Annotated in this window: 29 protein-coding genes; 16 read left to right on the forward strand and 13 right to left on the reverse strand. The window is 47.2% G+C overall.

Annotation, left to right across the window (positions count from 1 at the left end; genetic code table 11):
* Position 1 precedes the first annotated feature (1 nt).
* Positions 2-277: a hypothetical protein gene (locus HPY27_RS11950; protein WP_026043211.1), complete on the reverse strand. Its 276-nt coding sequence runs from the start codon at positions 275-277 to the stop codon at positions 2-4.
* Positions 278-375: 98 nt separating this feature from the next.
* On the opposite strand from HPY27_RS11950, the gene HPY27_RS11955 reads away from it, so the two are divergent.
* Positions 376-1,080 (forward strand): HAD family hydrolase, encoded by a 705-nt coding sequence (locus HPY27_RS11955; RefSeq protein WP_174225079.1) that lies wholly within the window; start codon positions 376-378, stop codon positions 1,078-1,080.
* Between the two features lie 56 nt (positions 1,081-1,136).
* Here the strand turns inward: HPY27_RS11955 and HPY27_RS11960 are convergent, their stop codons facing one another.
* The 4 genes from HPY27_RS11960 to HPY27_RS11975 are packed head-to-tail and all read right to left on the reverse strand — an operon-like array spanning position 1,137 to position 3,173.
* Positions 1,137-1,322, reverse strand: a complete 186-nt coding sequence (locus HPY27_RS11960; RefSeq protein ID WP_017250053.1) for a hypothetical protein — start codon at positions 1,320-1,322, stop codon at positions 1,137-1,139.
* Between the two features lie 30 nt (positions 1,323-1,352).
* Positions 1,353-1,550 (reverse strand): hypothetical protein, encoded by a 198-nt coding sequence (locus HPY27_RS11965; protein WP_017250054.1) that lies wholly within the window; start codon positions 1,548-1,550, stop codon positions 1,353-1,355.
* On the reverse strand, positions 1,540-2,460 hold the full coding sequence (locus HPY27_RS11970; protein WP_173622748.1) for an ABC transporter ATP-binding protein: 921 nt from the start codon (positions 2,458-2,460) through the stop codon (positions 1,540-1,542). Before HPY27_RS11970 ends, HPY27_RS11965 begins: the two co-directional genes overlap by 11 nt.
* A complete protein-coding gene (locus tag HPY27_RS11975) occupies positions 2,460-3,173 on the reverse strand; it encodes an ABC transporter permease (RefSeq protein WP_017250056.1) in 714 nt (237 codons plus the stop codon). Before HPY27_RS11975 ends, HPY27_RS11970 begins: the two co-directional genes overlap by 1 nt.
* A 108-nt stretch (positions 3,174-3,281) precedes the next feature.
* On the opposite strand from HPY27_RS11975, the gene HPY27_RS11980 reads away from it, so the two are divergent.
* Positions 3,282-3,998 carry a response regulator transcription factor gene (locus HPY27_RS11980; protein ID WP_017250057.1) on the forward strand — a complete coding sequence of 239 codons (717 nt, stop codon included), beginning with the start codon at positions 3,282-3,284 and terminating at the stop codon, positions 3,996-3,998.
* Entirely contained in the window at positions 3,995-5,734 is a 1,740-nt protein-coding gene (locus tag HPY27_RS11985; RefSeq protein WP_174225080.1) for a sensor histidine kinase, read from the forward strand. Before HPY27_RS11980 ends, HPY27_RS11985 begins: the two co-directional genes overlap by 4 nt.
* A gap of 56 nt (positions 5,735-5,790) precedes the next feature.
* Here the strand turns inward: HPY27_RS11985 and HPY27_RS11990 are convergent, their stop codons facing one another.
* Together HPY27_RS11990 and HPY27_RS11995 are read right to left on the reverse strand one after the other, a co-directional pair.
* Positions 5,791-6,285 (reverse strand): GNAT family N-acetyltransferase, encoded by a 495-nt coding sequence (locus tag HPY27_RS11990; protein WP_174225081.1) that lies wholly within the window; start codon positions 6,283-6,285, stop codon positions 5,791-5,793.
* Positions 6,286-6,444: 159 nt separating this feature from the next.
* On the reverse strand, positions 6,445-7,326 hold the full coding sequence (locus HPY27_RS11995) for a YitT family protein (RefSeq protein WP_017250060.1): 882 nt from the start codon (positions 7,324-7,326) through the stop codon (positions 6,445-6,447).
* 240 nt (positions 7,327-7,566) lie between these two features.
* Here HPY27_RS11995 and HPY27_RS12000 point away from each other — a divergent pair, with 240 nt between their 5' ends.
* The 3 genes from HPY27_RS12000 to HPY27_RS12010 all read left to right on the forward strand — a co-directional run bounded on the left by HPY27_RS12000 (position 7,567) and on the right by HPY27_RS12010 (position 9,168).
* Positions 7,567-8,052 carry an SRPBCC family protein gene (locus HPY27_RS12000; RefSeq protein ID WP_174225082.1) on the forward strand — a complete coding sequence of 162 codons (486 nt, stop codon included), beginning with the start codon at positions 7,567-7,569 and terminating at the stop codon, positions 8,050-8,052.
* A 125-nt stretch (positions 8,053-8,177) separates the two neighbouring features.
* The gene (locus HPY27_RS12005; RefSeq protein WP_106833682.1) at positions 8,178-8,504 is read left to right on the forward strand and encodes a YnfA family protein; all 327 of its coding nucleotides are present in this window, start codon (positions 8,178-8,180) and stop codon (positions 8,502-8,504) included.
* Between the two features lie 19 nt (positions 8,505-8,523).
* Positions 8,524-9,168, forward strand: a complete 645-nt coding sequence (locus HPY27_RS12010; RefSeq protein ID WP_173622753.1) for a DUF2625 domain-containing protein — start codon at positions 8,524-8,526, stop codon at positions 9,166-9,168.
* Positions 9,169-9,208: 40 nt separating this feature from the next.
* Here HPY27_RS12010 and eutH read toward each other — a convergent pair whose 3' ends face one another.
* The 3 genes from eutH to HPY27_RS12025 all read right to left on the reverse strand — a co-directional run bounded on the left by eutH (position 9,209) and on the right by HPY27_RS12025 (position 11,908).
* On the reverse strand, positions 9,209-10,483 hold the full coding sequence (gene eutH, locus HPY27_RS12015; RefSeq protein ID WP_017250064.1) for an ethanolamine utilization protein EutH: 1,275 nt from the start codon (positions 10,481-10,483) through the stop codon (positions 9,209-9,211).
* A 374-nt stretch (positions 10,484-10,857) separates the two neighbouring features.
* Entirely contained in the window at positions 10,858-11,058 is a 201-nt protein-coding gene (locus HPY27_RS12020) for a cold-shock protein (RefSeq protein WP_007725380.1), read from the reverse strand.
* A gap of 250 nt (positions 11,059-11,308) precedes the next feature.
* Positions 11,309-11,908, reverse strand: coding sequence for a nitroreductase family protein (locus HPY27_RS12025; RefSeq protein WP_174225083.1), 600 nt, complete (start codon positions 11,906-11,908; stop codon positions 11,309-11,311).
* A 205-nt stretch (positions 11,909-12,113) separates the two neighbouring features.
* On the opposite strand from HPY27_RS12025, the gene HPY27_RS12030 reads away from it, so the two are divergent.
* Positions 12,114-12,476 (forward strand): VOC family protein, encoded by a 363-nt coding sequence (locus tag HPY27_RS12030; RefSeq protein ID WP_174225134.1) that lies wholly within the window; start codon positions 12,114-12,116, stop codon positions 12,474-12,476.
* Between the two features lie 52 nt (positions 12,477-12,528).
* Here HPY27_RS12030 and HPY27_RS12035 read toward each other — a convergent pair whose 3' ends face one another.
* Complete coding sequence (locus HPY27_RS12035; protein ID WP_017250067.1) at positions 12,529-13,314, reverse strand: class I SAM-dependent methyltransferase; 786 nt, start codon at positions 13,312-13,314, stop codon at positions 12,529-12,531.
* Between the two features lie 149 nt (positions 13,315-13,463).
* On the opposite strand from HPY27_RS12035, the gene HPY27_RS12040 reads away from it, so the two are divergent.
* Together HPY27_RS12040 and HPY27_RS12045 are read left to right on the forward strand one after the other, a co-directional pair.
* Entirely contained in the window at positions 13,464-14,126 is a 663-nt protein-coding gene (locus HPY27_RS12040; protein ID WP_106833677.1) for a futalosine hydrolase, read from the forward strand.
* Positions 14,123-14,968 carry a 1,4-dihydroxy-6-naphtoate synthase gene (locus HPY27_RS12045; RefSeq protein WP_017250069.1) on the forward strand — a complete coding sequence of 282 codons (846 nt, stop codon included), beginning with the start codon at positions 14,123-14,125 and terminating at the stop codon, positions 14,966-14,968. Before HPY27_RS12040 ends, HPY27_RS12045 begins: the two co-directional genes overlap by 4 nt.
* Before the next feature lie 63 nt (positions 14,969-15,031).
* On the opposite strand, the gene HPY27_RS12050 is transcribed toward HPY27_RS12045, so the two are convergent.
* Positions 15,032-15,568, reverse strand: a complete 537-nt coding sequence (locus HPY27_RS12050; protein WP_017250070.1) for a superoxide dismutase family protein — start codon at positions 15,566-15,568, stop codon at positions 15,032-15,034.
* A gap of 155 nt (positions 15,569-15,723) precedes the next feature.
* Between HPY27_RS12050 and HPY27_RS12055 the strand changes: the two genes are divergently transcribed.
* The 6 genes from HPY27_RS12055 (at position 15,724) to HPY27_RS12080 (ending at position 22,197) form a co-directional block, all read left to right on the forward strand.
* Positions 15,724-16,401, forward strand: a complete 678-nt coding sequence (locus HPY27_RS12055) for a response regulator transcription factor (RefSeq protein ID WP_106835189.1) — start codon at positions 15,724-15,726, stop codon at positions 16,399-16,401.
* Positions 16,398-17,801, forward strand: a complete 1,404-nt coding sequence (locus HPY27_RS12060) for a sensor histidine kinase (RefSeq protein ID WP_174225084.1) — start codon at positions 16,398-16,400, stop codon at positions 17,799-17,801. The genes HPY27_RS12055 and HPY27_RS12060 overlap by 4 nt, the downstream gene beginning before the upstream one ends.
* Before the next feature lie 150 nt (positions 17,802-17,951).
* Positions 17,952-19,040, forward strand: coding sequence for a Fe(3+) ABC transporter substrate-binding protein (locus HPY27_RS12065; RefSeq protein WP_017250073.1), 1,089 nt, complete (start codon positions 17,952-17,954; stop codon positions 19,038-19,040).
* A 2-nt stretch (positions 19,041-19,042) separates the two neighbouring features.
* On the forward strand, positions 19,043-20,698 hold the full coding sequence (locus HPY27_RS12070; protein WP_174225085.1) for an ABC transporter permease: 1,656 nt from the start codon (positions 19,043-19,045) through the stop codon (positions 20,696-20,698).
* Complete coding sequence (locus tag HPY27_RS12075) at positions 20,695-21,336, forward strand: ABC transporter ATP-binding protein (protein ID WP_017250075.1); 642 nt, start codon at positions 20,695-20,697, stop codon at positions 21,334-21,336. The genes HPY27_RS12070 and HPY27_RS12075 overlap by 4 nt, the downstream gene beginning before the upstream one ends.
* 135 nt (positions 21,337-21,471) lie before the next feature.
* Complete coding sequence (locus HPY27_RS12080) at positions 21,472-22,197, forward strand: DsbA family oxidoreductase (protein WP_173622756.1); 726 nt, start codon at positions 21,472-21,474, stop codon at positions 22,195-22,197.
* 158 nt (positions 22,198-22,355) lie between these two features.
* On the opposite strand, the gene HPY27_RS12085 is transcribed toward HPY27_RS12080, so the two are convergent.
* The gene (locus HPY27_RS12085) at positions 22,356-22,688 is read right to left on the reverse strand and encodes a hypothetical protein (protein WP_017250076.1); all 333 of its coding nucleotides are present in this window, start codon (positions 22,686-22,688) and stop codon (positions 22,356-22,358) included.
* A 118-nt stretch (positions 22,689-22,806) separates the two neighbouring features.
* Between HPY27_RS12085 and HPY27_RS12090 the strand changes: the two genes are divergently transcribed.
* Entirely contained in the window at positions 22,807-23,046 is a 240-nt protein-coding gene (locus HPY27_RS12090; RefSeq protein WP_254612882.1) for a hypothetical protein, read from the forward strand.
* The last annotated feature ends 50 nt before the right edge of the window (positions 23,047-23,096 follow it).

A 23,096-nucleotide genomic window follows, 5' to 3' on the forward strand; every position in this document is an offset into this window, starting at 1 on the left:
ATCAGGATGACTTGCGAATGAAATCTCGGCGGAAATTATTCCATTCGAGAGCGCGCAGCGCCAATGTCTCCAAGATACGCTCATGGCGATCTTGACCTTCCTTTAACTCAGCAACATCCTGCTTTAGTTCGGCAACATCGTTTTTTAACTGGTGAACGTCCATAGTCAAAGCTTCCATCTTGGCATCCAATTCGTCCTGCCGATCCATAAGAGCATGAGAAACCAAACGCAACTCATTCATACCCTCTATCAAAATATCCAGTTTTTCGTTAGACATGTTTCCACCTCCTTTTTCCGTTACAATGATCATAACAAAAGACAGAGTCATATGCACAATGAAACAGCAAGAAAAAGGGAAGGGGACGCAACTCAGCCATGTCCAAATTTACAACAATCCTATTTGATCTCGACGACACTCTCTTCGATTTTTCAGCTTGCTGGGAGAAAGGGATGCAGCAGACGATCGCGGCACATGCACTTACAGCAGAACTAGACCAAGAGAAATTCCTTGAGGGTCTGCGGCGCCACGGAGATGATTTGTGGGGCGATGTGATTGCCAAACGCTACGATTTTACGCAATACAGAAGGTTACGTTTTCAGCGAGCCATGGCTGATTGTAACCGACAGATTGAAGTGGAGCAGGTCGACGATTTTCAACGAGCCTATCAGGCGGCATGTATGGATGCAGTCCAGCCAGATGTCACTGTTCAGTCTACCATTGCGAAGTTGGCAGAAGAGCATACGCTAGGGATTGTCACCAATGGCCCTGTCGATATGGCTTTTATCAAAGTGGAGCGGTTGGGTTTGTCTGCGTATTTTCCTCGGGAGCGGGTGTTTATCTCCGAAATCATCGGACATCATAAGCCTGATCTACGCATATATGAACATGTTCGTGAAAAACTCGGTGTTGAGAGCAAACAGGTGCTGTTCGTTGGAGATACGTGGGAGGCAGATGTAGCAGGCGCGATGGACGCAGGCTTCTCAGCGGTTTGGATCAATCCAGGTGGGAAGAAACCTACTTCCGAGCATCAGCCACTCGCTGTCATTGAACGACTGGATCAACTTCTTGCAATCTTGTAGAAAAAAGCAGCCCGTTGCCCCATAGCTGTTTTCGGTGGCAATCGAGCTGCTTTTTTCTAAGTATTTTCTTGCTTCTTTTGTTCCTCACGTTTTGCGTACTGCTTTCTCATGAAAAGGATGAGAGTAACAATAATCAGCCCAATTAAAATCCCAATAGCTCCCGATGAAAGATTTCCCCAAAAGATTTTATACAGTAACATCCCTGTCAGGATAACGGCAAACTCCAGATATCTACTGGCCATGCGAATCTCCCCCCATTTACATGAGCCTGATTATCGATGGTTTCTACTAACCTGATCTTTCATTTTTTCATGATGACTCTTCCTGTACTTTGTGATGAAAAAGATGAGATTGAGGACAATCAGGCCAATCGTGATTGACATACTTCCGGTGGTCACGCTTTTTCCTATCGAGATGTTGAAAAGCAGCATCCCGGATAGAAGCAGGGCAAAAACGAGATTAAGCATCATGAGCTTCTTCCCCCATAAAGATTCGTTCGAGCGAAGGTACTTCAACGTTCACGCCATAAATATCCACACGTCCCTGAACAAGAGCACGAACGAGGGTTGCCACTTTTTGATCATCATCGACCTGGATCGAGAGACGCCCGTCTTCCCAAATTGTATTGCGCCCGAGTGACTCAATAAAGGTGCGCAGGTTTCCAGAATCCTCTGTAGCAAAAGCCGAGTGGCGCACATGCACAGATCGCCATGCCTGATGGGCAGCTTGCAACTCATCGAGAGTGCCGAGAGAACTGATATTTCCGCTTTTCATGATGGCGATGCGAGTACAGATTTTCTCGACTTCATTCAAATTGTGCGAGGTCATGAAGATCGTTTTTCCTTGTTGATGGAGCTTGCGCAGCAAATTTTGAATATGCAGGGCTGATTCGACGTCTACGCCAGAAGTAGGTTCATCAAGGAAGATGAGCTCTGGGTCTCCGACTAATGCTTGGGCAATCCCCAGCTTCTTTTTCATCCCGAAGGAAAAGGTTTTGGCTTTGCGGGATGCATGCTCCTCAAGCTCAACAGCTGTCAGAAGGCGCATGCATTCTTCCTTTGTCAGTGTGACGCCTTTTACCTGAGCGAAATAGTGCAGGTGCTCCGCAGGTGAGAGATGGTCGTAGAAGGTGGAGTAATCCGGCAGTACGCCAATTCGTTTTTTCCATCCCTCTGTATGGGCATCTTCTCCAAACATGCGAATGGTGCCTGCTGTCGGAATCAGAATACCTGTCAGCATATTGATAAAGGTCGATTTTCCTGCGCCGTTTCGACCGAGGAATCCGAAAATCTCCCCGCTGTGCACAGTAAGACTGACGTCATTCACGACCGTGCGATTGCCAAAGCGCTTGTTCAACTGTATGGTCTCGATCATTGCCATTAACAATCCCTCCGTCGGAATAAGTACATAGAAGCGATTAGGAAAGCTGCTGCATAGAGCCATATGAAGCCGGTCCAGGCGCCGCCTTTTTCCATAAATGAAAAGGGTGTCAAATATTTAATCCATGGTGCTGCTGGGTGACTGGAGAAGGTGCTCCACAGACCGAGACCTGGCATAATCAGTGCGATCACAATTCCCAAAAACATCGTGTAGCTGGGGCGAGGTATCACGAGCGAGAGCAGCAGTGCCAGCGAGATGCAATAGATAAGCAGGGATACGCAGAGGTAAAAGGTCTTGGCGTCAAACGTTTGCACGGTGGCGAATACTACGCCAAACGTAATAAGCATGCAGGTTAGCCAGAAGAACGCCACTCCGAGAAATTTCCCTAAAATGATCTGATTACGTGAGGTCCGGGTGACGAGAAAGCGAATCGTCCTGCCCGCTAGCTCACGATTTATGACATCATGGGACAGGCTGAATACAAACAACGGCCCAAACAGCATGATAAGTACAAATATACCAAGCGCATGTCCCTGCGCCAGCTCCTGTTGTGGCAGAAAGCTTGCTGCCTGATTGACGAGGTCAGAAACCAAGTACGAGATGCCTACGATAAAGGCAACGGTAATTAACGATTTGATACTTTTAAACAACCGAAAAAATTCGTGTTGGCAAATAGCCCACATAGGTGAATCCGCTCCTTTCTCCTTCATCATAATGGCCAGACCTTTCCCCTACTAAAACGCTACCTTACCATTTCCTTATCTTTTTTGTTGGTGTCGTTTCTCATGGTAGAATGAATGACAGCAGGGGAGGGAACGGATATGGAGAAAGAAGCAAGAATCTTGCTGGTAGATGATGAAGAAGCGATTTTGCAGATGCTCCAAACAGTGCTGAAAAAGGAAGGCTTTGTCCAGATCGATACATGTACGACAGCAGCAGAGGCGATTCGTCTCGTGGAGGAGAAGACATACGACTTGTTGATTCTGGATGTCATGCTGCCTGATAAAAATGGCTTTGAGCTGTGCGGAGCAGTGCGCCAGCGAACAAAGGCACCAATCTTTTTTCTGACAGCAAAGGGCACGGATTTTGATAAATTAAGTGGATTTGCTTATGGAGCGGACGATTATATTACGAAGCCGTTTCATCCGTTAGAGGTCGTTGCCCGGATGAAGGCTCATCTGCGCAGAACCTTGGGGGGATCTGCTCCATCGACGGAAGAAAAACGCTTTGATTTTGGACGTTTTCACGTAAATGTGGAGGCAGCCGAGCTGTTCGTGAACGGAGAGCGAGTAGACTGCCCGGCGCAAGTATTTTCCTTGCTCGTCTTCTTCTGCCAGAATCCAAACCGAGTATTTACGAAAGAACAAATATACGATCATGTATGGAAAGACGAGTACGGGATGTTTGATGAAAATACAGTCATGGTGCACATTCACAAGCTGCGTCAGCGCATAGAAGAAAATCCGGGACAGCCAAAGCTCCTGGTTACGGTGAGAGGGCTGGGCTACAAGCTGGTTAGCCCGGCAAGACAGTCATGAATTTGCGGAACAAGCTGATCTTTCAATATGTCCGGCAGCTGTTCGGATTTCTCCTCGTTTTGCTGCTATTTCTGATTATCGCGATGCTGGGGTTAGGCTGGCGGATCATGAACGAGCAATTGTCCATCGATTTGTCCAGGCTGGATGCGTCTGATTTGACGTTGAAGATTGATTATGAGGGGGAGCGTATTCACGTCAATCCGGAAATCGAGAAGAGTGTTGCGAGACATCAAGGCTGGTTGCAGATCATCGACAAGCACGGTAAAATTCTGTACAACTATCGGACACCTGCTGATGTTCCCAGTCAATTTGGGCCAGGGGAGTGGATCGCTTATGTAGAAAATCGTGATGCTTCTCGTTATCACATCACACATTGGGTCATTAACCAATTTGACGAGAACATGATCATCCTTTATGGAACACCCGCTCCCGAAAAAGAAATGATGAAGCGCCTGATCGCAGCAAAAACGGGAAAGAGCAAGGAGACATGGAACGAGTTGAACGAAAGCTTTTCCCAAGAAAAGGCATGGTACTTGGTATACGATCGTGCGGGGAAACTCATCCATCAATGGAATCACCCGAACGCTTCCGCCCAGTTAGACATGACGGAAGTTCTTCAGAATGGTGAGACAGCCAAAAATGTTCCTGTTCATATCACTAGCAGATATGACAAAAATAGCGATTTGACATACGTAGTAGGCATTCCGAATCCAAACTATCAGTCTGGTGTCCAAGAGACGTCTGAGGATGCCATGGTCAAGGAAACGTTCCTTCAGATCGGTATTGTTTTGATCCTGGTCGTTTTATTCGCAGGTAGCTGGTATGCGTGGCGGGTAGGTAAGCCGCTCTTGCATATGGTGAATTGGCTAGAAAGACTGGCCCAAGGTCGCTATGAGGAGCCCATCGGGAAAAAAGGAAAACCAATCGGAAGGAATTGGCGAGGGAAAGAAAAGAAATCATTTCGTGTGTTCAAGGATGTGTTTGACGCTCTCCGGCATCTGAGTGAAACCTTGCGTTCCAATGAAAAGCTTCAACGAGAGATCGAGCAGACGCGAGAGGAATGGATTACTGGGCTCTCCCATGATCTTAAGACACCGCTGAGCTCGATTTACGGTTATGCTACCTTTTTGGAGTCCGAACAGTACGAGTGGGACAGAAAAGAAGTCAGCGAATTTGGGAAAACGATACGGGAAAAGTCAGACTACATGAACGGGCTGATTGAGGATTTGAATTTGACCTATCGACTTAAGAACCAAGCTTTGCCGATGGTCAAACAACCTGTCGCGATCGTAGAAACCATTCGCAGGATTGTGGTGGATATGGTGAACGATCCGAGCTCTTCTTTGCATGACATCGAATTTTCGGCGAATGTCCAATCGATAACAGCCGAGGTCGATCCAATCTGGTTTCGCCGCATCATCGTCAACATTTTGACAAACGCGATCAAGTATACCCCGACAGGTACACACGTGCTCGTAGAGGTACAGTCGATTGCAGCAGATCAATTTGTCGTCAAAATTGCCGACGATGGTCCGGGAATGGATGAGACGACACTGGCTAATCTGTTCGAAAGATACTACCGAGGTGGGCATACAGGAGAGAATACTAGTGGAACGGGGCTGGGCATGGCGATAGCCAAGCAGCTGGTCTTGGCTCACGGGGGAGAGATTACGGTGGACAGCAAGCTGGGTAGCGGAACTGTTGTCGTAATGACGTTTCCTGCGGTCACCAGCTAGCTGGTTTCTATAAGGAAAGCCAAGGGATTCGCAATGTCCCTTGGCTTTTTCTAGTATTACGGTTTCGAAATAAACGTTTGAATGACTTTGCCATCCTCTTGACGCTCTTGATAGTGATGGGCTGTGTAATCGCGGATGCTGGTACGCCAAAAGCTGATGGCAGGGATGTTGTTTTCCAATTGAAAGACTTCCCAGGCACCCGGGAACATTTTGAAGATTTGATGGGAGACCGCTTTTCCGAACCCCAGCCGACGGTAGCGTTTCATGATGAAAAACTCAGCAATGGAGTGGATCGATGGCAAATCTGGATCAGAGGTTGTGAGCATGCGGACAAGGACAAACCCGGCCAGCTTACCATTAACCTTGATAAAAAAGGGATGGCGTTCTGGTTCTACCCAATACTTCTCAAAGTAGTCATAGCCAAACAAGCCGTTGTCATCTACTTCGAAAGGCTCAAACTCAGTGAAATCGTACGTATACAGCTCCAACAGTTGCTTGAGAGCGTGCTTCTGTTCAAAAGGAACTCGCTCTATCGAGAATGCTTGATTCACTGAGAAAACCTCCTTCATCCATGAGTGATACGAATATCGTACTCTATTTATCAGCTTGTGGAAACAAATGGTAGACATTTCTTTACAGAACGTAATTACAAAAATACCCTATAGAACGACTTTTTAAAAGTCTGCTCTATAGGGTACACTTTTTTCCCTCTAATGAATCGCTTTCTTCTTAAACTGCCCGCCGCGCACATCGTGAATATTGCCGACAGCCAAGAAGGCATTCTCGTCAACTTCTTCCACGATCAGCTTCAGCTTGGCTTCTTCTAATCGTGTAATAATGCAGAAAATTACTTTCTTGTCGTCTCCAGTATAGCCGCCTTCACCATTCAAATAGGTCACACCACGGCCCAGACGAGCAACAATCGCATCTCCCAAATCCTTGTGATTGTCGCTAATGATCCATACCGCTTTCGACTCCTGGAAGCCTTCGATGGTCAGATCGATCATTTTGAATGCAATGTAGTAGGCAATCAGCGAGTACATCGCGCGATCCCAACCGAATACAAATCCGGCACTGCTCAAAATGAATAAGTTCATGAACATAACGATCTCACCAACGGAGAACGGAGATTTCTTGTTAAGTAGTACAGCGACGATCTCTGTACCATCCAGAGAGCCTCCATAGCGAAGAACAAGTCCTACACCAATCCCGAGAAGTATGCCGCCAAATACAGCTGCAAGCAGGGGATCATCCGTTAGCCCTGGGACAGGGTGAAGGAGTGTCGTTCCAATTGACATGATCGTAACCCCAAAGAGGGTCGAGAGTGCAAACGTTTTTCCGATTTGCTTGTACCCTATGATTAAGAAGGGCAAGTTAAGCACGAAAAGGAAAACGCCAAGAGGCAATCCAGACAGATGCGAGGTAATAATCGAGATACCTACGATTCCACCGTCGATAATATTGTTCGGTACGAGAAAAATCTCGAGTGCTACCGAGAACAGGGAAGCACCAATCAGGATACCGAAGACCCTCTTGAGCAATTTTCCAATGGGTAATTTCTGATGAGTCGATTTTGCAAGTGGTTGTTCCATCGTTCCTCTCCCCATTGTGAAATTTTTTACTTACTTAGCTATTATAGCATTCATTCTTATGCGATTACTGCACAATTACACTTTTTAGTAAAAAATATTCCATTCAGACTTGTTCAGACTCATTTATACGCTTAAAATCTCGTTCAGGCATGAAATTGGAGATAGCGAGTGCTTGTATTGACTGGTTATACAGAAATTGCTATTTTCAAACTGTTAGGAAAATAGTTGGGGGGAAGTTTAATGGGTTTCTTCAAAACGGAGATAGAAGTATCATCATCCATAGAGCTGGTTTGGTGGGCATGGACACGAAAGGAACGACTTGTTCAGTGGTTTGCGCCTGATGCAACTATTGAGCCGTATCTGGGCGGAACGTACGAATTGTACTTCCATCCAGCCAATCGCGACCAGATGGGGACGAAAGGGTGCATCATTACCCATTTTGAACCGAAGGAGCGTTTGGGCTTTACATGGAAGGGACCGGATGAATTCGCAGATACCATGAATCACGAGGATGCCTTGACTTACGTGCTTGTCACCTTGTCTGAAGCAGAGGGGAAAACGCAAGTATTGGTCGAGCATTTCGGTTGGAAAGAGGGAGAGGAGTGGGAAAAGGCTCGGGGCTGGCACGAAATGGCTTGGTCTCATGTTTTGGGGAGCCTGAAATCTGCACTTGAATCGGGCAAAGGAGATCTGTGCTGCTCTCCACAGGCTGCCCATCAAGGGTAGATTTTGAAGATTCGTCCGTCATGGCGAGCCAATGTGATGATTACATATACAGACTATGAGGGACAATCAGATAATAGACGTGATCTTTGCACTTACTCGTTTTGATAGGAAAAGAGGAAACATGGATGACGGTATCGATACTATTGTTTATTTTAGCGGGATTGGCCGAAATCGGCGGGGGATACTTGGTATGGCTTTGGCTAAAGGAGTCCAAGCCATACTGGTACGGTATCGTCGGGGCGCTGATCCTGGTGTTGTACGGAATCATTCCTACGCTTCAAAGCTTCCCTTCCTTCGGGCGGGTATATGCCGCCTATGGAGGGGTATTTATCATTCTTGCTGTTTTTTGGGGATGGCTGGTGGATAAAAAGACACCTGATTTGTATGACTGGGTAGGCGCTATTATCTGCCTGATCGGAGTGAGCGTCATCTTATGGGCGCCGCGCCAATAACTTTGGAGTGGAGGTTGCAATGAAAAGCTTCGAGGAATTGTACTGCGAAAAGGATTCAGCGATCGAAGAGATAAAAAAATGGCAGTCAGCATCAGACCGAAAGATTACCCTTCTTCCATCTGAACAGGAGAAAGGGGAAAAACAGCTTGTTGATTTACAAGTAACGACGAGGTCAACTCTAGGGGCTGTTGCTTTTGAAACAGGCGGGATTCTGATTCATCAAGGCTGGCTCCGGATTCTAGGGTCAGGTCATCCGAATTTACCCCGTTCCATCACTTCTTGGAATCAGCAATGTGCCATGAATCAGATGCTGTTGGTAGCAGACGATGTCATAGGGGGATTCTTTGCGATTAATGGTGGAATGTTTCCAGATTCGGTAGGCGGTATATGGTATTTTGCTCCGGACAGTCTCGCGTGGGAGGATCTTGAGATTGGCTATACCGACTTTTTGCACTGGGCAATGACGGGGGATATCCATACGTTTTATGCGACATTTTTCTGGAAGGATTGGGAGAAGGACGTTTCCAAGCTAAAAGGGGATGAAATGTTCGCGATCTATCCTTTTTTGTGGTCAAAAGAAGCGCGTGAATTAACGATGGAGGGGTGCTCAAAAAAGCCGGTACCTGCATGGGAAATTTGGGAGATGAACCAGAAGGTTGTGTAAAGGAAAAAAGAGCGGCCCACGAAGGACCGCTCTTTTGCTTTTATTGTTTGGTTGCTGCAACTTCAGCTTGAGCGCTATTATGATGATCCAAGTACTCATCTGGACCGATAATTCCCGCAGCACGATCTTGTTTTTCTAGTTCAAGTGCTTTCGGAACGGAGAGCCAGTAAGCAAAAGCAATCCCGATAATACCTGCACCCAATTTACCAATCATGACCGGCAAGATAATGTTCGGTTGGAAGTTTGCCGAGAAGGACAAGTGGTCACCCAGCAAGAAAGCGGAACAAACCCCGAAGGAAATGTTGATAACTTTGTCTTTTGGCGGCATGGAACGAATGAGACGGAACATAGCCAGGATGTTCGCGCTAGTTGCGAGCAAGCCTGCACTACCAGAAGGGCTCATGCCCAGCTTATTACCCAATGCTTCGAGTGGCTTCGCTGCATATTTACGCAGCATGTAAACCATTGGGAACGCACCTGCGAGCATGATACCGATGTAACCAGCGGTCTCCAACGCACGGTATTGATCGGTTGGATCGGCGATGATTGGATCGAAGCCCCAAGCTCCGAAAATCTTTGTAAAGATGCCAGTAAAGTGTTGCACGATCGAGAATACGAGAACGAGCTTGATAGCTGCATCCATTGTCTTCCCGAAAATCATGAAGCCTTTAATCATCAAGTCTGGCAGGAAACGCAGACCAGCAGCAATCGCTAGTACAAAGAACAAAATCGGTGAAAGGTTCAGAAGTACCTGTCCGAAGCCAATGGCAAAAGCATAAGTCGATTCAGCGTTCGTCGAGATTTCAGCACGAACCTCTGCATTTGTCAAAACAAGAATGGCACTAGAGATAAAAGCACCAATCGGAACAGTCAAAATACCGGACATTACGCCAAGCGCCATGTATTTATGGTCGCGCTTGTCCAACATAGCAAGTCCCATTGGGATGGAGAACACGATCGTAGCACCGGCCATCAGACCGACGATCATCGCCATAACCCATCCTTCTGTGGAGGTCTTCAGGAGGTTTGCCAACTGATAGCCACCCATGTCAGATGCGAGAATCGCAGTTGCCGCAATCGCAGGATCTGCTCCAATTTTGTTGAAGATGGGTGATACCGCTTTTTCTACGAACCAAGAGATGTACGGTAGGGACGCCATAATACCGGCAGCAGGAACGAAGATGTAACCTGTTGAGTGAATCCCTTCCATGAACTCCTTACCGAGACCCTCATCGGCGTTGCGAATCGCGGCAATGGCACCAATCACTGCACATAACATGATGATGTAAATAATGACGCTTCCAATGTGCTCCATGGATATCCCACCTTTTTGCGGATGTAAACAATAAAAGCACTTAGGACCTCATCAATGAATGAGATAGACCCTAAGCGCCTTTGCTTACTTTTGTATGAACTTGTTTACAGGTAATGGCAATAACAACCAGCTGGAACCGCTTTCATAGCTCGCTAAAAATAAACAAAAAATACAAATCACGTTTATTTTATTGTGTCATTTTAGAAACTTATGCTAGAAAGCGCCGTTGCTTTACTCTGCATTATAAAGTGATTATATGGGGAGGCATGGCTAATGTCAACTGCTCTTTAGGAACAAAGAACGAATTTTGCGAAGAAAAAAAGCTGAAAAAAAAAGCCGCCCTTGTTATTCGCAAGGGCAGCTTTATGTGTAATTTACAGTTTTGTTACGTTCTCAGCTTGTGGACCACGGTTGCCTTCAACCACGTTGAATTCAACGCGTTGGCCTTCTTCGAGGGTTTTGAAACCGTCGCCTTGGATTGCGCTGAAGTGAACGAATACATCGTTTCCGCCTTCAACTGCGATGAAGCCATAACCTTTTTCTGCATTGAACCATTTAACTGTACCTGTTTGCATGGGTGTTACCTCCAACAAAATAAAATGAATATGTAACTTTTATTTATGGATAAAATAAAATTCACACATTGTAAAAGGTTCAAACATAAGTGTAAACCCTTTACAATATGTGAACGCTTTAAATAAGAATCTTTTGTTTAAGCTAATACTATCACAGAAGAAAGAGGAAAGCAATCGCTCAATACATGAAAGGACGGCCCGAATACGAAATGATCAGAGCCGTCCATTACAACATTGAACAAAATGTTACTTAGGAAAAGAACTTCACTCTCTCATCCAAAGGCTGGAATTGTTTTTCGCCTGGTTGAGCGGTTGGTTTGCCAAAAGGCATTTGTGCTCGCAGCTTCCATGCGCTAGGGAGGTTCCAGGTTTGTTGGATTTCTTCATCGATGAGTGGATTGTAATGCTGCAAGGAAGCACCGAAGCCCTCGATTTCCAGCGCAGTCCACACAACATATTGAAGCATACCGGAAGATTGCTCGGACCAAATCGGGAAATTATCTTTGTACGCTGCGAATTGCTGCATGAGGTTTTCGACGACGCTCTGGTCTTCAAAGAAAAGAACAGTGCCGTAGCCGCTACCGAAAGCGTTCATTTTTTCTTCCGTGGCCCCGAAATTTTCGGCGGGAACGATTTTACGCAGTGTTTCTTTGGTAATGTTCCACAGCTTATCGTGCTCCGCACCCAAGAGGACAACAACGCGAGCGCTTTGGGAGTTGAATGAGGATGGTGTGTACTTTACTGCTTCCTGCACGATTTCTTTAATACGCTCGTCAGATACAACATTTTCCTTGCTGATCCCATAGTACGTTCTTCTGTCTTTTACGGCTGCAATAAAATCCTTACCCACTCTGCATTCCTCCTGCAACTTGTTTTTACACTAACATGATGCATTGAAAGGGAGAAGCTTATTCAATGCATGGTTCCTTACATTTCGTAATTAAATATAAATTCTTGTAAAATTGCTGTCAACATTTGGGTGTGCTGATAGCGATAAGTAAACTTTTTTTCGGTTAGAATGGGATGATAAGGTTCGAGTTAGTAAGGAGGAAATGATGATTACCAAAATGGCAACGGTAGCTGTTTACGTAGAAGATCAACAACGCGCAAAAGTGTTCTGGTCAGAAAAGGTTGGATTTGAAGTCAAGCAAGAGCACCCGATGGGACCAAACAGCAGTTGGCTGGAGGTAGGACCAGCAGGTGCACAGACTGCTTTGGTACTCTATCCGAAAAGTATGATGAGCAACTGGCAGGAACAAAAAGCCTCGATCGTTTTTGAATGTACAGAAATTGAAAAGACGTACGAAACGATGCGCACAAACGGTGTTGTTTTTCAAGGAGAACTGAACAAGATGCAGTGGGGGACCTATGCGACTTTTCAGGATGAAGATGGCAACAGCTATTTGCTAAAAGGATAAGCGGAGTGAAGACCTCTGGCCAAATGCGGCTGGAGGTTTTTTTTAGGACGAATCAAACAATCGCGCGAACGAGGTAATACATGTGCGTAGTTGGTAGACCATCAGACGTCGCATAGTGGTCAAAAATCGGCATAACACTCTCCATGTGCTGTTCGATGGCGGACGAGAGAATAGTGGGACTTTGTCCGAAGCAACGCATGCGAATGACATCGAGCGGGGTCTGAAGATACTCGGTGGCGATCACCGTCTGAATATCCACTCGGTGAAAAGCAGCTTGTCTGAGTCTCTCCTGCAAATTTTGCAGGATCGGAGTGTCCACTGGACGTGAACCAAATAAATGAGGAAACCATTCGAATAATTCGGCGGACAACTGATCGCCCGGATGTAATCCGATGAAGGAGCCTCCTCTTTTAACGACGCGTGCTATATCTGGATAGGCGGAGGTAGGTCCCTTGCGATTGTAGGCGCAATCGAACGTATCGTCATGGAAGGGGAGAGTATATTTCGTATTGGTGACAACGAAGGAGACATTTTCGGGTGTTTGCGTGCGGGCCTTTTGCACAAAGTTTTCTGTCACATCTAAGCCGACAATTTCTTTGACAGAACGGGTCCAGTGCAGTGTGAATGCACCATGTCCGCAGCCGATGTCGAGAACGGATTGATTCGGAACCATGCGACTAATTTCTTCCATAAAAAGCGACTCGCCATTCGGTTCCGTAATGGTAGAGCGCCACGGGTATACGTATTCACCAGTCATTTCGCCCAGCTGAGTGTACCAGGCCAAAGAGTGGGGGGCGAGCCAGTCGGGATGGGTGTTTGGATTCGGTGGATGAAGCATGATTGGTCACCTCTCATCTAACGAAAATGCACAACAGGTATCATTGTAATAATTTCCCTGTCTTTTGACAAACTCTTTAAACGGCTTTACACGAACGAAAAGTAGCGATAACGTGGAAGATGGAAAGCGGTTGAAAGGAGCCAGGGCAAATGATTTTGTCACAACAATATAGAAGCATTCTGATCGTGACCTCCGTTGACGCAGAACGGGATGCAGTAATGCGCGGCATTCAAGGGGATGAGCGTTTCACAGTCATCGCTGGGGGAGTAGGGCCAGCGGCAGCCGCAGCGAGTACAGCCAGAGCGCTTGCTTGCGCGGACTACGATCTGGTCATTTGTGCAGGAATATGCGGTGGATTCGTGGGAGAAGCAGAGATTGGGTCGCTGGTTGTCGCGACAGAGATTATTTGTGCGGATTTGGGGGCAGAAACGCCTGAGGGCTTTTGCAGTGTGGACGAGCTGGGATTTGGATCAGCTCGGGTAAGTGTCGATCAAGAGATGGTCGAACGGGTCACGGAAGCAATGAAGGTGGCAGGCTTGGTCGCCAAAAAAGGCATTGTACTCACACTATCAACCGTGACGGGAACAGCGGAAACAGCGGCTGCTTTGGCACAGCGGATGCCAGACGCGCTAGCTGAAGCGATGGAGGGGTATGGGGTTGCGACTGCTGCCCAGGCTGCCAGACGACCTGTTCTGGAAATTCGCACGGTATCGAATGCAATTGGACCGCGGGATAAATCCGCTTGGCGGATAAAAGATGCGTTGGAATCACTGGAAAAGGGAAGCTCTGTACTACGGGAGGTACTATCATGAAAATTGCGTTTTCACCATGTCCGAATGACACTTTTGTTTTTCATGCCTGGGCACATGATTTAATTCCGGGAGCGCCAAAGCTCGATATTATGTACGCAGATATCGATATTACGAATACGCTTGCTGCACAGGGGGAAGGCCCAGAAGTAATGAAAATCTCCTATGCGGCATTGCCTTGGGTGATGGACAACTACTCGTTGCTCCCTTGCGGCGGTGCACTGGGCAGAGGATGCGGGCCACTCGTTTTGACCCAAGGAAATTCTGGCGAGAGTGCGAACGATCCAGCACGCCTGTCCAACAAACGTGTAGCAGTTCCGAGTGAGCGCTCCACAGCTTATTTACTGTTCCGGCTCTGGGCTGCACAAAATGTCCCGGGTGGTGTAGGGGAGATCGTCGTCATGCCGTTTCATGAGATTATGCCTGCTGTACGTGACGGCAAGATCGATGCGGGACTCGTGATCCACGAGGCGCGTTTCACGTATCAAAACTACGGGCTGTCTCTTATGACTGACTTGGGCAACTGGTGGGAGTCTGATACGAATTTGCCGATTCCGTTGGGGGCCATCATCGCGAAAAAATCAATGGACATCGAGGCACTGACCAATTGGACGCGCTCCTCTGTGGAATATGCTTGGGCGAATCCGACCGCATCACAACAATATGTCATGTCCCATGCCCAAGAGCTGTCCCTGGAGGTAGCGCAAGCACATATTAACTTGTACGTGAATGAGTTTACGAGAAATTTGGGTAACGATGGTTATGCAGCAGTCGAGGCTTTGCTCGGTCGTGCAGCCGAGGAAGGGCTTGTACCAGCATTTGATTTGTCGACATTACGGCGATAACTGATTCAATAATCGGAGGGGGCAGCTTGCAGAGTTGCCCCCTTTTCCTGTTCGAGTAAAGCGTTATCCAGCGTAGATCAATCCACATGCCAGTCGTTTTCCGCTATTACCTGCCGGCTGCGAATGGAAGTCATCGGGACTTTGATGGATGATCACGCTTCTGCCGACCACATCTGCTGCACTGATTTTGTTTGTGAAAAAAGTCATTCGTGCATAGCCGTCATTGGAAAACAGCACGGGGAAGTCGCCTACGTGGTTGCCATGTGGCTGATGCGTGGGGTTCCAGTGACTGCCTGCTGCGGTAAAGGGATCTTCCGGATTTCCTACCGTACAGACGCCATGCTCATGTAAATGAAAACCAAATGGCCCGATTTGCAGGTGATTGCCGGAAGCAGGCTGGAAATTGGGAAGACCGCTGACTTCCACGAACACTTCGGTGCCGTAGGGGACATCGGTAAACACAACGTAGCCGTGCAGGTTCGGTGCCAGTGGACCACCCTGAATTTCGGCAAAAGATTGTCCTGTTCTCCGTCCATGTTGTGAGGATACGGCTCGTAAGTCATGCTCATATGGGTATTCATAAGGCTGATATCCGTACATGTTACACACCACCTTACATTTATCCAGTTTGCCATATCTTATGTAAGGGATGGGCACATGGTTACTGGGCTGCGTAGGAGAACATTGACGCTGATAATTATTTTCATCTACAATCAGGTGGAATTCCCCGGCATGGGCAAAAGGGTGGGCAAAACGTGAAAAGAGTGCTGCTGATAGAAGATGAGATCAATATGGCCCGATTTATTGAATTGGAGCTGCGCTATGAATCGTTTGCGATTACAGTCGCGCATGATGGACATAAAGGACTCGAGCTCGCTTTACAGGAAGAATGGGATGTCATCTTATTGGACGTCATGCTTCCGGGGCTCGATGGTATAGCGGTTTGTCAAAAAATACGCAGCGTGAAAAAAACGCCGATTATTATGCTGACAGCCAGAGACAGCATTACGGACCGCGTCTCAGGCTTGGATAGTGGTGCCGATGATTATATTCCGAAACCATTCGCGATCGAGGAGTTGTTGGCACGCATACGCGTTGTGTTTCGCCGTCAGGAAGAGAAGGAGAATGTCCCCCAAACCTTGCTTGCGCACCGAGGGCTGGTGGTCCAAATGGAGGGACGTATCGTCACCAAAAATAATCAACCTGTTGAGTTGACCAAAAGAGAATACGATTTGCTCGTGACGTTCATGAAAAATATCAATCGAGTCCTGCCTCGCGAGGTGCTACTCGATACCGTATGGGGATTCGAGGCGGCTGTCGAGACCAATGTTGTCGATGTGTACGTTCGGTATTTGCGCAATAAAATCGATTCTCCCAATGAGGACAGCTATATCTCGACTGTACGCGGGATTGGCTACGTAATGAGAAAATGAGAGGACCATCGAGATTCTTAAAGCTCCCGATTAAATGGAAGCTGACACTTTGGTCGTCACTTCTGCTTTTTCTCGTATTCATTGGCTATAATAGCTTCCAATATTTTTTTGTAGAGAAGTGGATGTTTAATAATGAGCAGCAGGTTGTGCAAGAGACGATGCGAGAGTTCCTGAACTACGCGCTGGAAAAAGAGCAATCTTTTGAGGGAGAGGACCTCGCAGAGTTGCGCAGCTTCCTGGAGAAAATCAATCAACGAAACCAGATGATTCGCATTCTGGACGAAGAGGGTAATCCGATTGTCGTGGTCTCGGAAAACTTTCAAGATATCCCACTGCCAGCGCTTCCGCCTGTTCAGTCGATTCGCACTCAAACCCAAGAAGTGCGTGATGACCTGTTGATCATGAGCAGTCCGCTTACGATCTTTCAATTTAACGGGACAGTCATGATTCTGAAGAATATGAAAGAGTTTGAGCAGTTGAGTGGTGCGCTTTTTCAGGTCATGGCAATTGGGTGCTTGACCGCTGTGATCATAAGTGGTTTGGGGGGCAGATTGCTCGCGCGACAGTTGCTTAGGCCCCTGCAATCGATGAATGAAACGATGAGCAACGTCCGGCAAAAAGGATTCCATGAACGTGTGCAGTTTCACGATAATCAGGATGAGGTTGCGACCTTGATGAAAATGTTCAATAAAATGATGGATCAGGTGGAGCGGTCCTTTTTGAAACAGAGACAATTCGTCGAAGATGCCTCACATGAGCTGCGCACGCCGATTGCGATTATCGAAGGGCATCTGGGAATGCTACGGCGTTGGGGCAAAAATGATCCAGCTGTTTTGGAGGAATCCTTGCAGACATCGATTCAAGAGCTCGCCAGACTAAAAGGACTGGTGCAGGAACTGCTCGCTTTGACGAGAGCGGAGCATGTGGAGATAGAAGAGGATGTCGCGCTCCGTGATCCGGATCGGGCTGTCTGTCACATGATCAAGAAATTCGCCATGATTCAGCCGACATTTACGATTGAGCAAGAACTTGCACCTTTGGCTGGAGAAATCCTTGCCATATCAGAAGAACACCTGGAGCAAGTGTTACTGATCCTTTTGGATAATGCGGTCAAGTATTCCGGGGAGAGCAGAAGAATCTGCGTGAGGGCCAAGGTGCAAGAAAATGTAGTCTGTATGGAAATCATAGATGAAGGAATCGGCATACCCGAGCAGGATTTGCCGTATGTCTTGGACCGATTGTATCGGGTAGACAAAGCGAGAAATAGCGGGGAAAGCGGGCACGGACTCGGACTGGCGATTGCCAAACGATTGCTTGCGCGTTACAACGGCAGCATAACGATTCAAAGTGTGGAACAGAAAGGGACGACTGTGACTGTTTTTGTACCGCTTCGTCAGTGAGTTTCACCCGATCCACCTATCACAAAAAATAATTAGGGGTGTTTTTTTATTTTCACAGCATTTTCTCATTTTTGTTCGTTACAATAAGCCTTGTCAATTGGCAATGATATTCATTATCAATAATCAGTGCGATAGAGAGGGAGAATCAAAATGAGAAAAAAATCGATGCTGGCGGTCATGCTGAGTACGATGCTGACACTGCCTTTGCTTGCTGCATGCGGAAACGGTGCGAATACTGCCCAGCCACAAACAGAAGCACCAAAGGCACAGGAGCCGGCTGCCACAGAGCAAGTCGTTAACGTATTTACTGCGCGTCATTACGATATTGATAGTAAACTGTTCGCAGAATTCACGAAGCAAACAGGCATCAAGGTAAATGAAGTGAAGGGTACAGCAGAAGAGCTGGTTGAGCGCTTGAAGCGTGAAGGAGAGAGCTCCGAAGCAGATTTGTTCATCACGGTTGACGGTGGTGTTCTGAACTACGCGAAGCAAAATGGCGTTCTGCAACCGATTCAATCTGCCGAAGTAGAGAAAAACGTACCGAAAGAACTGCGTGATCCTGACAACCAATGGATCGGTATGGCTACCCGTGCACGTGTAATCGTGTATGCGAAGGATCGCGTGAAGCCAGAGCAGCTGTCTACGTATGAAGATTTGGCTACAGATAAATGGAAAGGCAAAGTATTGGTACGCTCTTCTTCCAACCTGTACAACCAGTCACTCGTTGCTTCTTTTATTGAGCTGAATGGCGAGCAGGCTGCATTGGATTGGGCAAAGGGTCTTGTAAACAATTTCGCGCGAAAGCCTGAAGGTGGAGACCGTGATCAGGCAAAAGCTGTCGTTGCCAAAGTCGGTGACGTTGCGATCATGAACACCTACTATGTTGGACAAATGCTGAACTCTAAAGATGCAGAGGAAGTAAAAGTCGCGCAAAACATCGGCGTTTTCTTCCCGAACCAAGAAACGACAGGCACACACTTGAACATCAGCGGTATTGGTTTGACTAAGCACGCGAAAAACAAGGACAATGCCGTGAAATTGATTGAGTTCGTTACAGGGAAAGAGGCTCAAACGATGCTGACAAGCGGAAGCTACGAGTTCCCTGTCAATGCAGAGGCTGACAAGCCTGCTCTTTTGAAAGAGTGGGGAGAATTTAAAACGCAAAAGCTCGACTTTGCTAAGCTCGGCGAGTATAACAAAAAAGCGGTAGAACTGCTGAATCAAGCAGGTTGGAAATAAGCATGACGGGAGCACTTTTGCGTAGAAGCCTGAGACGAAAACTGAACGGGTGGGTAACGCTGAGCGTGATAGGGGCCTTTTTGGCCCTTCTCCCGTCTCTTTATATTTTTTTCGGACTCTTTCAAAAACAGAATGAAAACTGGCAGCATATCCAAGAGTACATGCTGTTGGATTACGCGTTGCAATCGTTATGGCTCGTGCTCGGTACTGGAGCCTGTACGATCATCGTAGGTGTGACGCTAGCTTGGCTGGTCGCTGCCTACGATTTTCCATTGCGTCGCTTTTTTTCATTTGCTTTTGTACTGCCGCTGGCGATTCCTCCGTATATCGCGGCATACACATACGGTTCCATGCTCAGCTACACGGGGAGCGTTCAGACGATTTTGCGTGATACATTCGGGCTGACGCTCGATCAACGCTACTTTGACATTATGTCGATGAAGGGCGCTATTTTTATTTTTACTCTGTTTTTGTTCCCGTACATTTATTTGATTACGAAAACCTTTCTCGAAAAGCAGAGTGCTGTGTTCATTGAAAATGCCAGATTGCTCGGAAAAAACCAAACGCATATCTTTTTTCGCATCGTCCTGCCTATGTCGCAGGCAGCCATCGTCGGTGGGGCTAGTCTTGTGGCCTTTGAAGTGCTCAATGATTTTGGAGTGACGAAGCATTTTGGGATTCAGTCTTTTACAGCGGCGATTTTCAAGACGTGGTTTGGCATGTATGACGTAGAATCGGCCATCCGTTTGTCCGCCTGGCTCATGACGTTGATCATCGGGATCTTTATCGTCGAACGTCTCGTGCGTAAACGGAAAAAATACAGCTCGCCTACGAACAGGAGCACGCCGCTCACACGCAGAAAATTGCGCGGAATCCCGATGTACGCTGCCGTCATCTTCGGATTGGTTATTGTTTCGTTTTCGTTTGTAATCCCTGTTGCGCAGTTGAGTGTCTGGGCGACGTGGACGTATGGGGAAGTGTTGAACGAGACCTTCTGGAAGCTCTTGAGCAATACGCTATTCATTTCCTGTATCTCCATCACCATCTTGATGCTGCTTGCGGTAATCGTAGCGAATGTCATCCGATTCTCCCGAGGCTCGATATTCGCAGTGGCACTGACGCGCTTGATTTCCATGGGCTATTCTATTCCGGGCGCAGTCTTGTCCATCGGTGTGATGGCGGTGGTGATGTCCGTAGATAAAGAACTGAGTTCCTTCTATAGCTGGCTGGGTTTGGGCGCCAATAAGCTGGTACTCAGCATGTCCTTGTTCATGCTGACGTTTGCCTACATCATCCGCTTTCTTGCAGTTGGATTCAATGCAGTCGAGGCAGGATTTGAGAAGACGGGAAACCGCTATTCAGAAGCGGCACGTATGCTCGGGATGAGCATGACACGGACTTTTTTTAAGGTGGATTTACCATTAATCAAAGGGGCTGTGCTCACTGGTTTTATCTTGGTGTTCATGGAAATTGTGAAGGAATTGCCGCTTACCTTGCTCCTTCGTCCCTATAACTTCGAGACGCTGGCAACAAAGGCGTATCAATATGCAAGCGATGAACAAATTCATCAGGCCGCGATTCCGTCGCTCTGTATTATTGCGGTGGGGATCGTCTCCGTTATTTTCTATCACTGGTTAGGAGAGAGACAGGCAAAATGACTTTTTTTGAAGTGAAAAACCTGACGTTTGGTTATGCAAGCGGGAACGGCAGCGTCATCCGGGATTTTTCTTTGCAGATGGAGCAGGGGGAAGTTGTCGGGCTGCTCGGGAATAGCGGTTGCGGAAAAAGTACATTGCTTCGATTGATAGCCGGACTGGAGTCACCCAAGAGCGGACGCATCCAGATCGATGGGAAGGTGTTGGTCGATCAGGGGCAGTTTGTGGAGCCAGAGCAGCGAGGGATCGGTATGATTTTTCAGGATTATGCGCTGTTCCCCCATTTAACTGTCGAGCAAAACATCTTGTTCGGTCTGCATCGCTTATCCAAAGCAGAGCGTCTGGTTCGTTTGAAAGAGATGTTGGCGCTCGTACAGCTCGAAGGATATGGCAAGCGATATCCACATGAACTGAGCGGGGGACAGCAGCAGCGTGTCGCATTTGCGCGTGCACTGGCACCTAGACCGGCTATCTTGTTGATGGATGAGCCGTTCAGTAATCTGGATGCCGAGCTGAAAACGAAAATACGCGATGACTTGAAGCGAATGCTCCGAGCTGCCAAGATGACGTCGATCCTGGTCACGCATGACAAAGCAGATGCGGAAACAATATGTGATCGCATCATTCGAATGACTCGCTAAGGGCAAAGTGCAGCTTTCAGCCTCCAAAGTGCATAGTCGTACCGTACGTTGTTGTATAATGTGCATACGACGAATTTTGTAGTGTGCGGTCTGCTGTCTTTTGGTCAGCACCGTTCAAATAGAGGAGGATGGAACATGAAAATTGAAATCTGGTCTGATTTTGCCTGCCCGTTTTGCTATATCGGAAAGCGCCGTCTGGAAGGAGCGCTGTCTCAATTTCCGCATAAGGATCAAGTAGAGGTGGTATATCGCAGCTTCCAGCTCGACCCGCAGATGGAACGCGATACTGATATGGACATGCATGAAGTACTGGCAGCCAAGTATAGCATTCCGCTCGCACAGGCGAAGGGCATGAATGACCAAGTAACCCAAATGGCAAAAGGCGTCGGTCTCGACTATCATTTTGACACGATGATTCCGACCAATACATTCGATGCGCATCGCTTGACGCACTATGCTCATGCCCATGGAAAAATGAAGGAAATGAAGGAGCGAATGCTGAAGGCGTACTTTACGGAATCGCTCCATCTCGGTGACCATGAGGTGCTGGCACAGCTTGCTTCTGAGGTAGGCTTGGACAAGGAAGCGACGCTCGCCATGCTGGCAGGAGACGAATACAGAGAGCAAGTACAAGAGGACAAACAAAGAGGCAACGATTTGGGTGTCACAGGTGTACCGTTCTTTGTCATTAATAACAAATATGCAGTCTCTGGCGCGCAGCCAGGAGAAGTCTTTTTAGGTGCATTGAACCAGGTATGGGAAGAAGAAAGCGCCGCTCCTGCTCTGAAATTCGTACAGAACGACGAGAAAAAAGACGAGCAATCCGGCGACAATTGCGCGGATGGCTCCTGCAAAATATAAGCGACACAAAACGAATAACTCAATGTTAGAGCCTTAATGTTGTAAATTGCGCATTTTGTTGGTGCTACCCCTGACCAGTAAAATCTCAAAAGCCGATCCTCCTGAAATGATGGGGAATCGGCTTTTCTCATGAAAAGTTGTTTTGAGATCGCCTAAAATCACTGAATAACGAGATTAGTTCCTGATACTGTGAACTGTTTACCAATAGAAGAAGCAAATTGAGATGAAGCAGCGCTAACGCTTCCAATTTGCCTGCCAGAGCTGTAGTCATGACTTCCTTGGAGCGTAATATTCTCGAGACCATAAAAGAATATTGTCAATGTGAGCATTGCCGTATTCTGCGCTTCAGTTCCCTGATGCACGGTGCGCTTCGTACTCGCGTAATAGGCTACATGGTTATTTCCATCATACACTTTACCACCTTCATATTGCCACACACCAGCAGCGTCATCCACATTCGTCAGACTGAGTCGATTTAATGTCAGATTCAAGTTAGTTACCTCCCGTAGTAGCCTTGTGCCTTGTTTCTACTGGTCATCATATGCCCTGGCTGCCCAAAGTTGTCGGCATAACACGCCTATTTCCATGTGATTCATTATCTGGTATTATATGGATTTTAATACCGAGCTTACGGGCAACTTTTCGGATTTATCTTGGATACATACGGATCAGACAGCAAAAACGCTCTCCAAGGAAGAGGCACTTGTTCTATTTGTACAGCATGCTCCACTGGAACTCGTATACTTACTAGCGGAAAAAGGGGCGGAGCCAGCACTTGCTTTTCAAATCCGACGGGATTCAGAACAGCCATGGGCAATAGAAGCCACGACAGGCAAGGTCATTAATTAAAGAGCACGCAACGAACTTTCATGAAAAGACGCTTCATGGAGGTTTTGATT

The organism is Brevibacillus sp. HB1.1, from assembly GCF_013332445.1.
Taxonomy (GTDB): domain Bacteria; phylum Bacillota; class Bacilli; order Brevibacillales; family Brevibacillaceae; genus Brevibacillus; species Brevibacillus porteri.

Bases quoted from the DNA above. Each gene is read 5' to 3' on its own strand.
- HPY27_RS12000 (WP_174225082.1), top strand. From the start codon at position 7,567: ATGGGTTTCTTCAAAACGGAGATAGAAGTATCATCATCCATAGAGCTG.
- HPY27_RS12075 (WP_017250075.1), top strand. From the start codon at position 20,695: ATGACTTTTTTTGAAGTGAAAAACCTGACGTTTGGTTATGCAAGCGGG.
- HPY27_RS12020 (WP_007725380.1), bottom strand. From the start codon at position 11,058: ATGCAAACAGGTACAGTTAAATGGTTCAATGCAGAAAAAGGTTATGGC.
- HPY27_RS12050 (WP_017250070.1), bottom strand. From the start codon at position 15,568: ATGTACGGATATCAGCCTTATGAATACCCATATGAGCATGACTTACGA.
- HPY27_RS12005 (WP_106833682.1), top strand. From the start codon at position 8,178: ATGACGGTATCGATACTATTGTTTATTTTAGCGGGATTGGCCGAAATC.
- HPY27_RS11955 (WP_174225079.1), top strand. From the start codon at position 376: ATGTCCAAATTTACAACAATCCTATTTGATCTCGACGACACTCTCTTC.
- HPY27_RS12040 (WP_106833677.1), top strand. From the start codon at position 13,464: ATGATTTTGTCACAACAATATAGAAGCATTCTGATCGTGACCTCCGTT.
- HPY27_RS12060 (WP_174225084.1), top strand. From the start codon at position 16,398: ATGAGAGGACCATCGAGATTCTTAAAGCTCCCGATTAAATGGAAGCTG.
- HPY27_RS11970 (WP_173622748.1), bottom strand. From the start codon at position 2,460: ATGGCAATGATCGAGACCATACAGTTGAACAAGCGCTTTGGCAATCGC.
- HPY27_RS11960 (WP_017250053.1), bottom strand. From the start codon at position 1,322: ATGGCCAGTAGATATCTGGAGTTTGCCGTTATCCTGACAGGGATGTTA.
- HPY27_RS11985 (WP_174225080.1), top strand. From the start codon at position 3,995: ATGAATTTGCGGAACAAGCTGATCTTTCAATATGTCCGGCAGCTGTTC.
- HPY27_RS11975 (WP_017250056.1), bottom strand. From the start codon at position 3,173: ATGATGAAGGAGAAAGGAGCGGATTCACCTATGTGGGCTATTTGCCAA.
- HPY27_RS12030 (WP_174225134.1), top strand. From the start codon at position 12,114: ATGATTACCAAAATGGCAACGGTAGCTGTTTACGTAGAAGATCAACAA.
- HPY27_RS11995 (WP_017250060.1), bottom strand. From the start codon at position 7,326: ATGGAACAACCACTTGCAAAATCGACTCATCAGAAATTACCCATTGGA.
- HPY27_RS12090 (WP_254612882.1), top strand. From the start codon at position 22,807: ATGGATTTTAATACCGAGCTTACGGGCAACTTTTCGGATTTATCTTGG.
- HPY27_RS12080 (WP_173622756.1), top strand. From the start codon at position 21,472: ATGAAAATTGAAATCTGGTCTGATTTTGCCTGCCCGTTTTGCTATATC.
- HPY27_RS12065 (WP_017250073.1), top strand. From the start codon at position 17,952: ATGAGAAAAAAATCGATGCTGGCGGTCATGCTGAGTACGATGCTGACA.
- HPY27_RS12010 (WP_173622753.1), top strand. From the start codon at position 8,524: ATGAAAAGCTTCGAGGAATTGTACTGCGAAAAGGATTCAGCGATCGAA.
- HPY27_RS11950 (WP_026043211.1), bottom strand. From the start codon at position 277: ATGTCTAACGAAAAACTGGATATTTTGATAGAGGGTATGAATGAGTTG.
- HPY27_RS11965 (WP_017250054.1), bottom strand. From the start codon at position 1,550: ATGATGCTTAATCTCGTTTTTGCCCTGCTTCTATCCGGGATGCTGCTT.
- eutH (WP_017250064.1), bottom strand. From the start codon at position 10,483: ATGGAGCACATTGGAAGCGTCATTATTTACATCATCATGTTATGTGCA.
- HPY27_RS12035 (WP_017250067.1), bottom strand. From the start codon at position 13,314: ATGCTTCATCCACCGAATCCAAACACCCATCCCGACTGGCTCGCCCCC.
- HPY27_RS12045 (WP_017250069.1), top strand. From the start codon at position 14,123: ATGAAAATTGCGTTTTCACCATGTCCGAATGACACTTTTGTTTTTCAT.
- HPY27_RS11980 (WP_017250057.1), top strand. From the start codon at position 3,282: ATGGAGAAAGAAGCAAGAATCTTGCTGGTAGATGATGAAGAAGCGATT.
- HPY27_RS12070 (WP_174225085.1), top strand. From the start codon at position 19,043: ATGACGGGAGCACTTTTGCGTAGAAGCCTGAGACGAAAACTGAACGGG.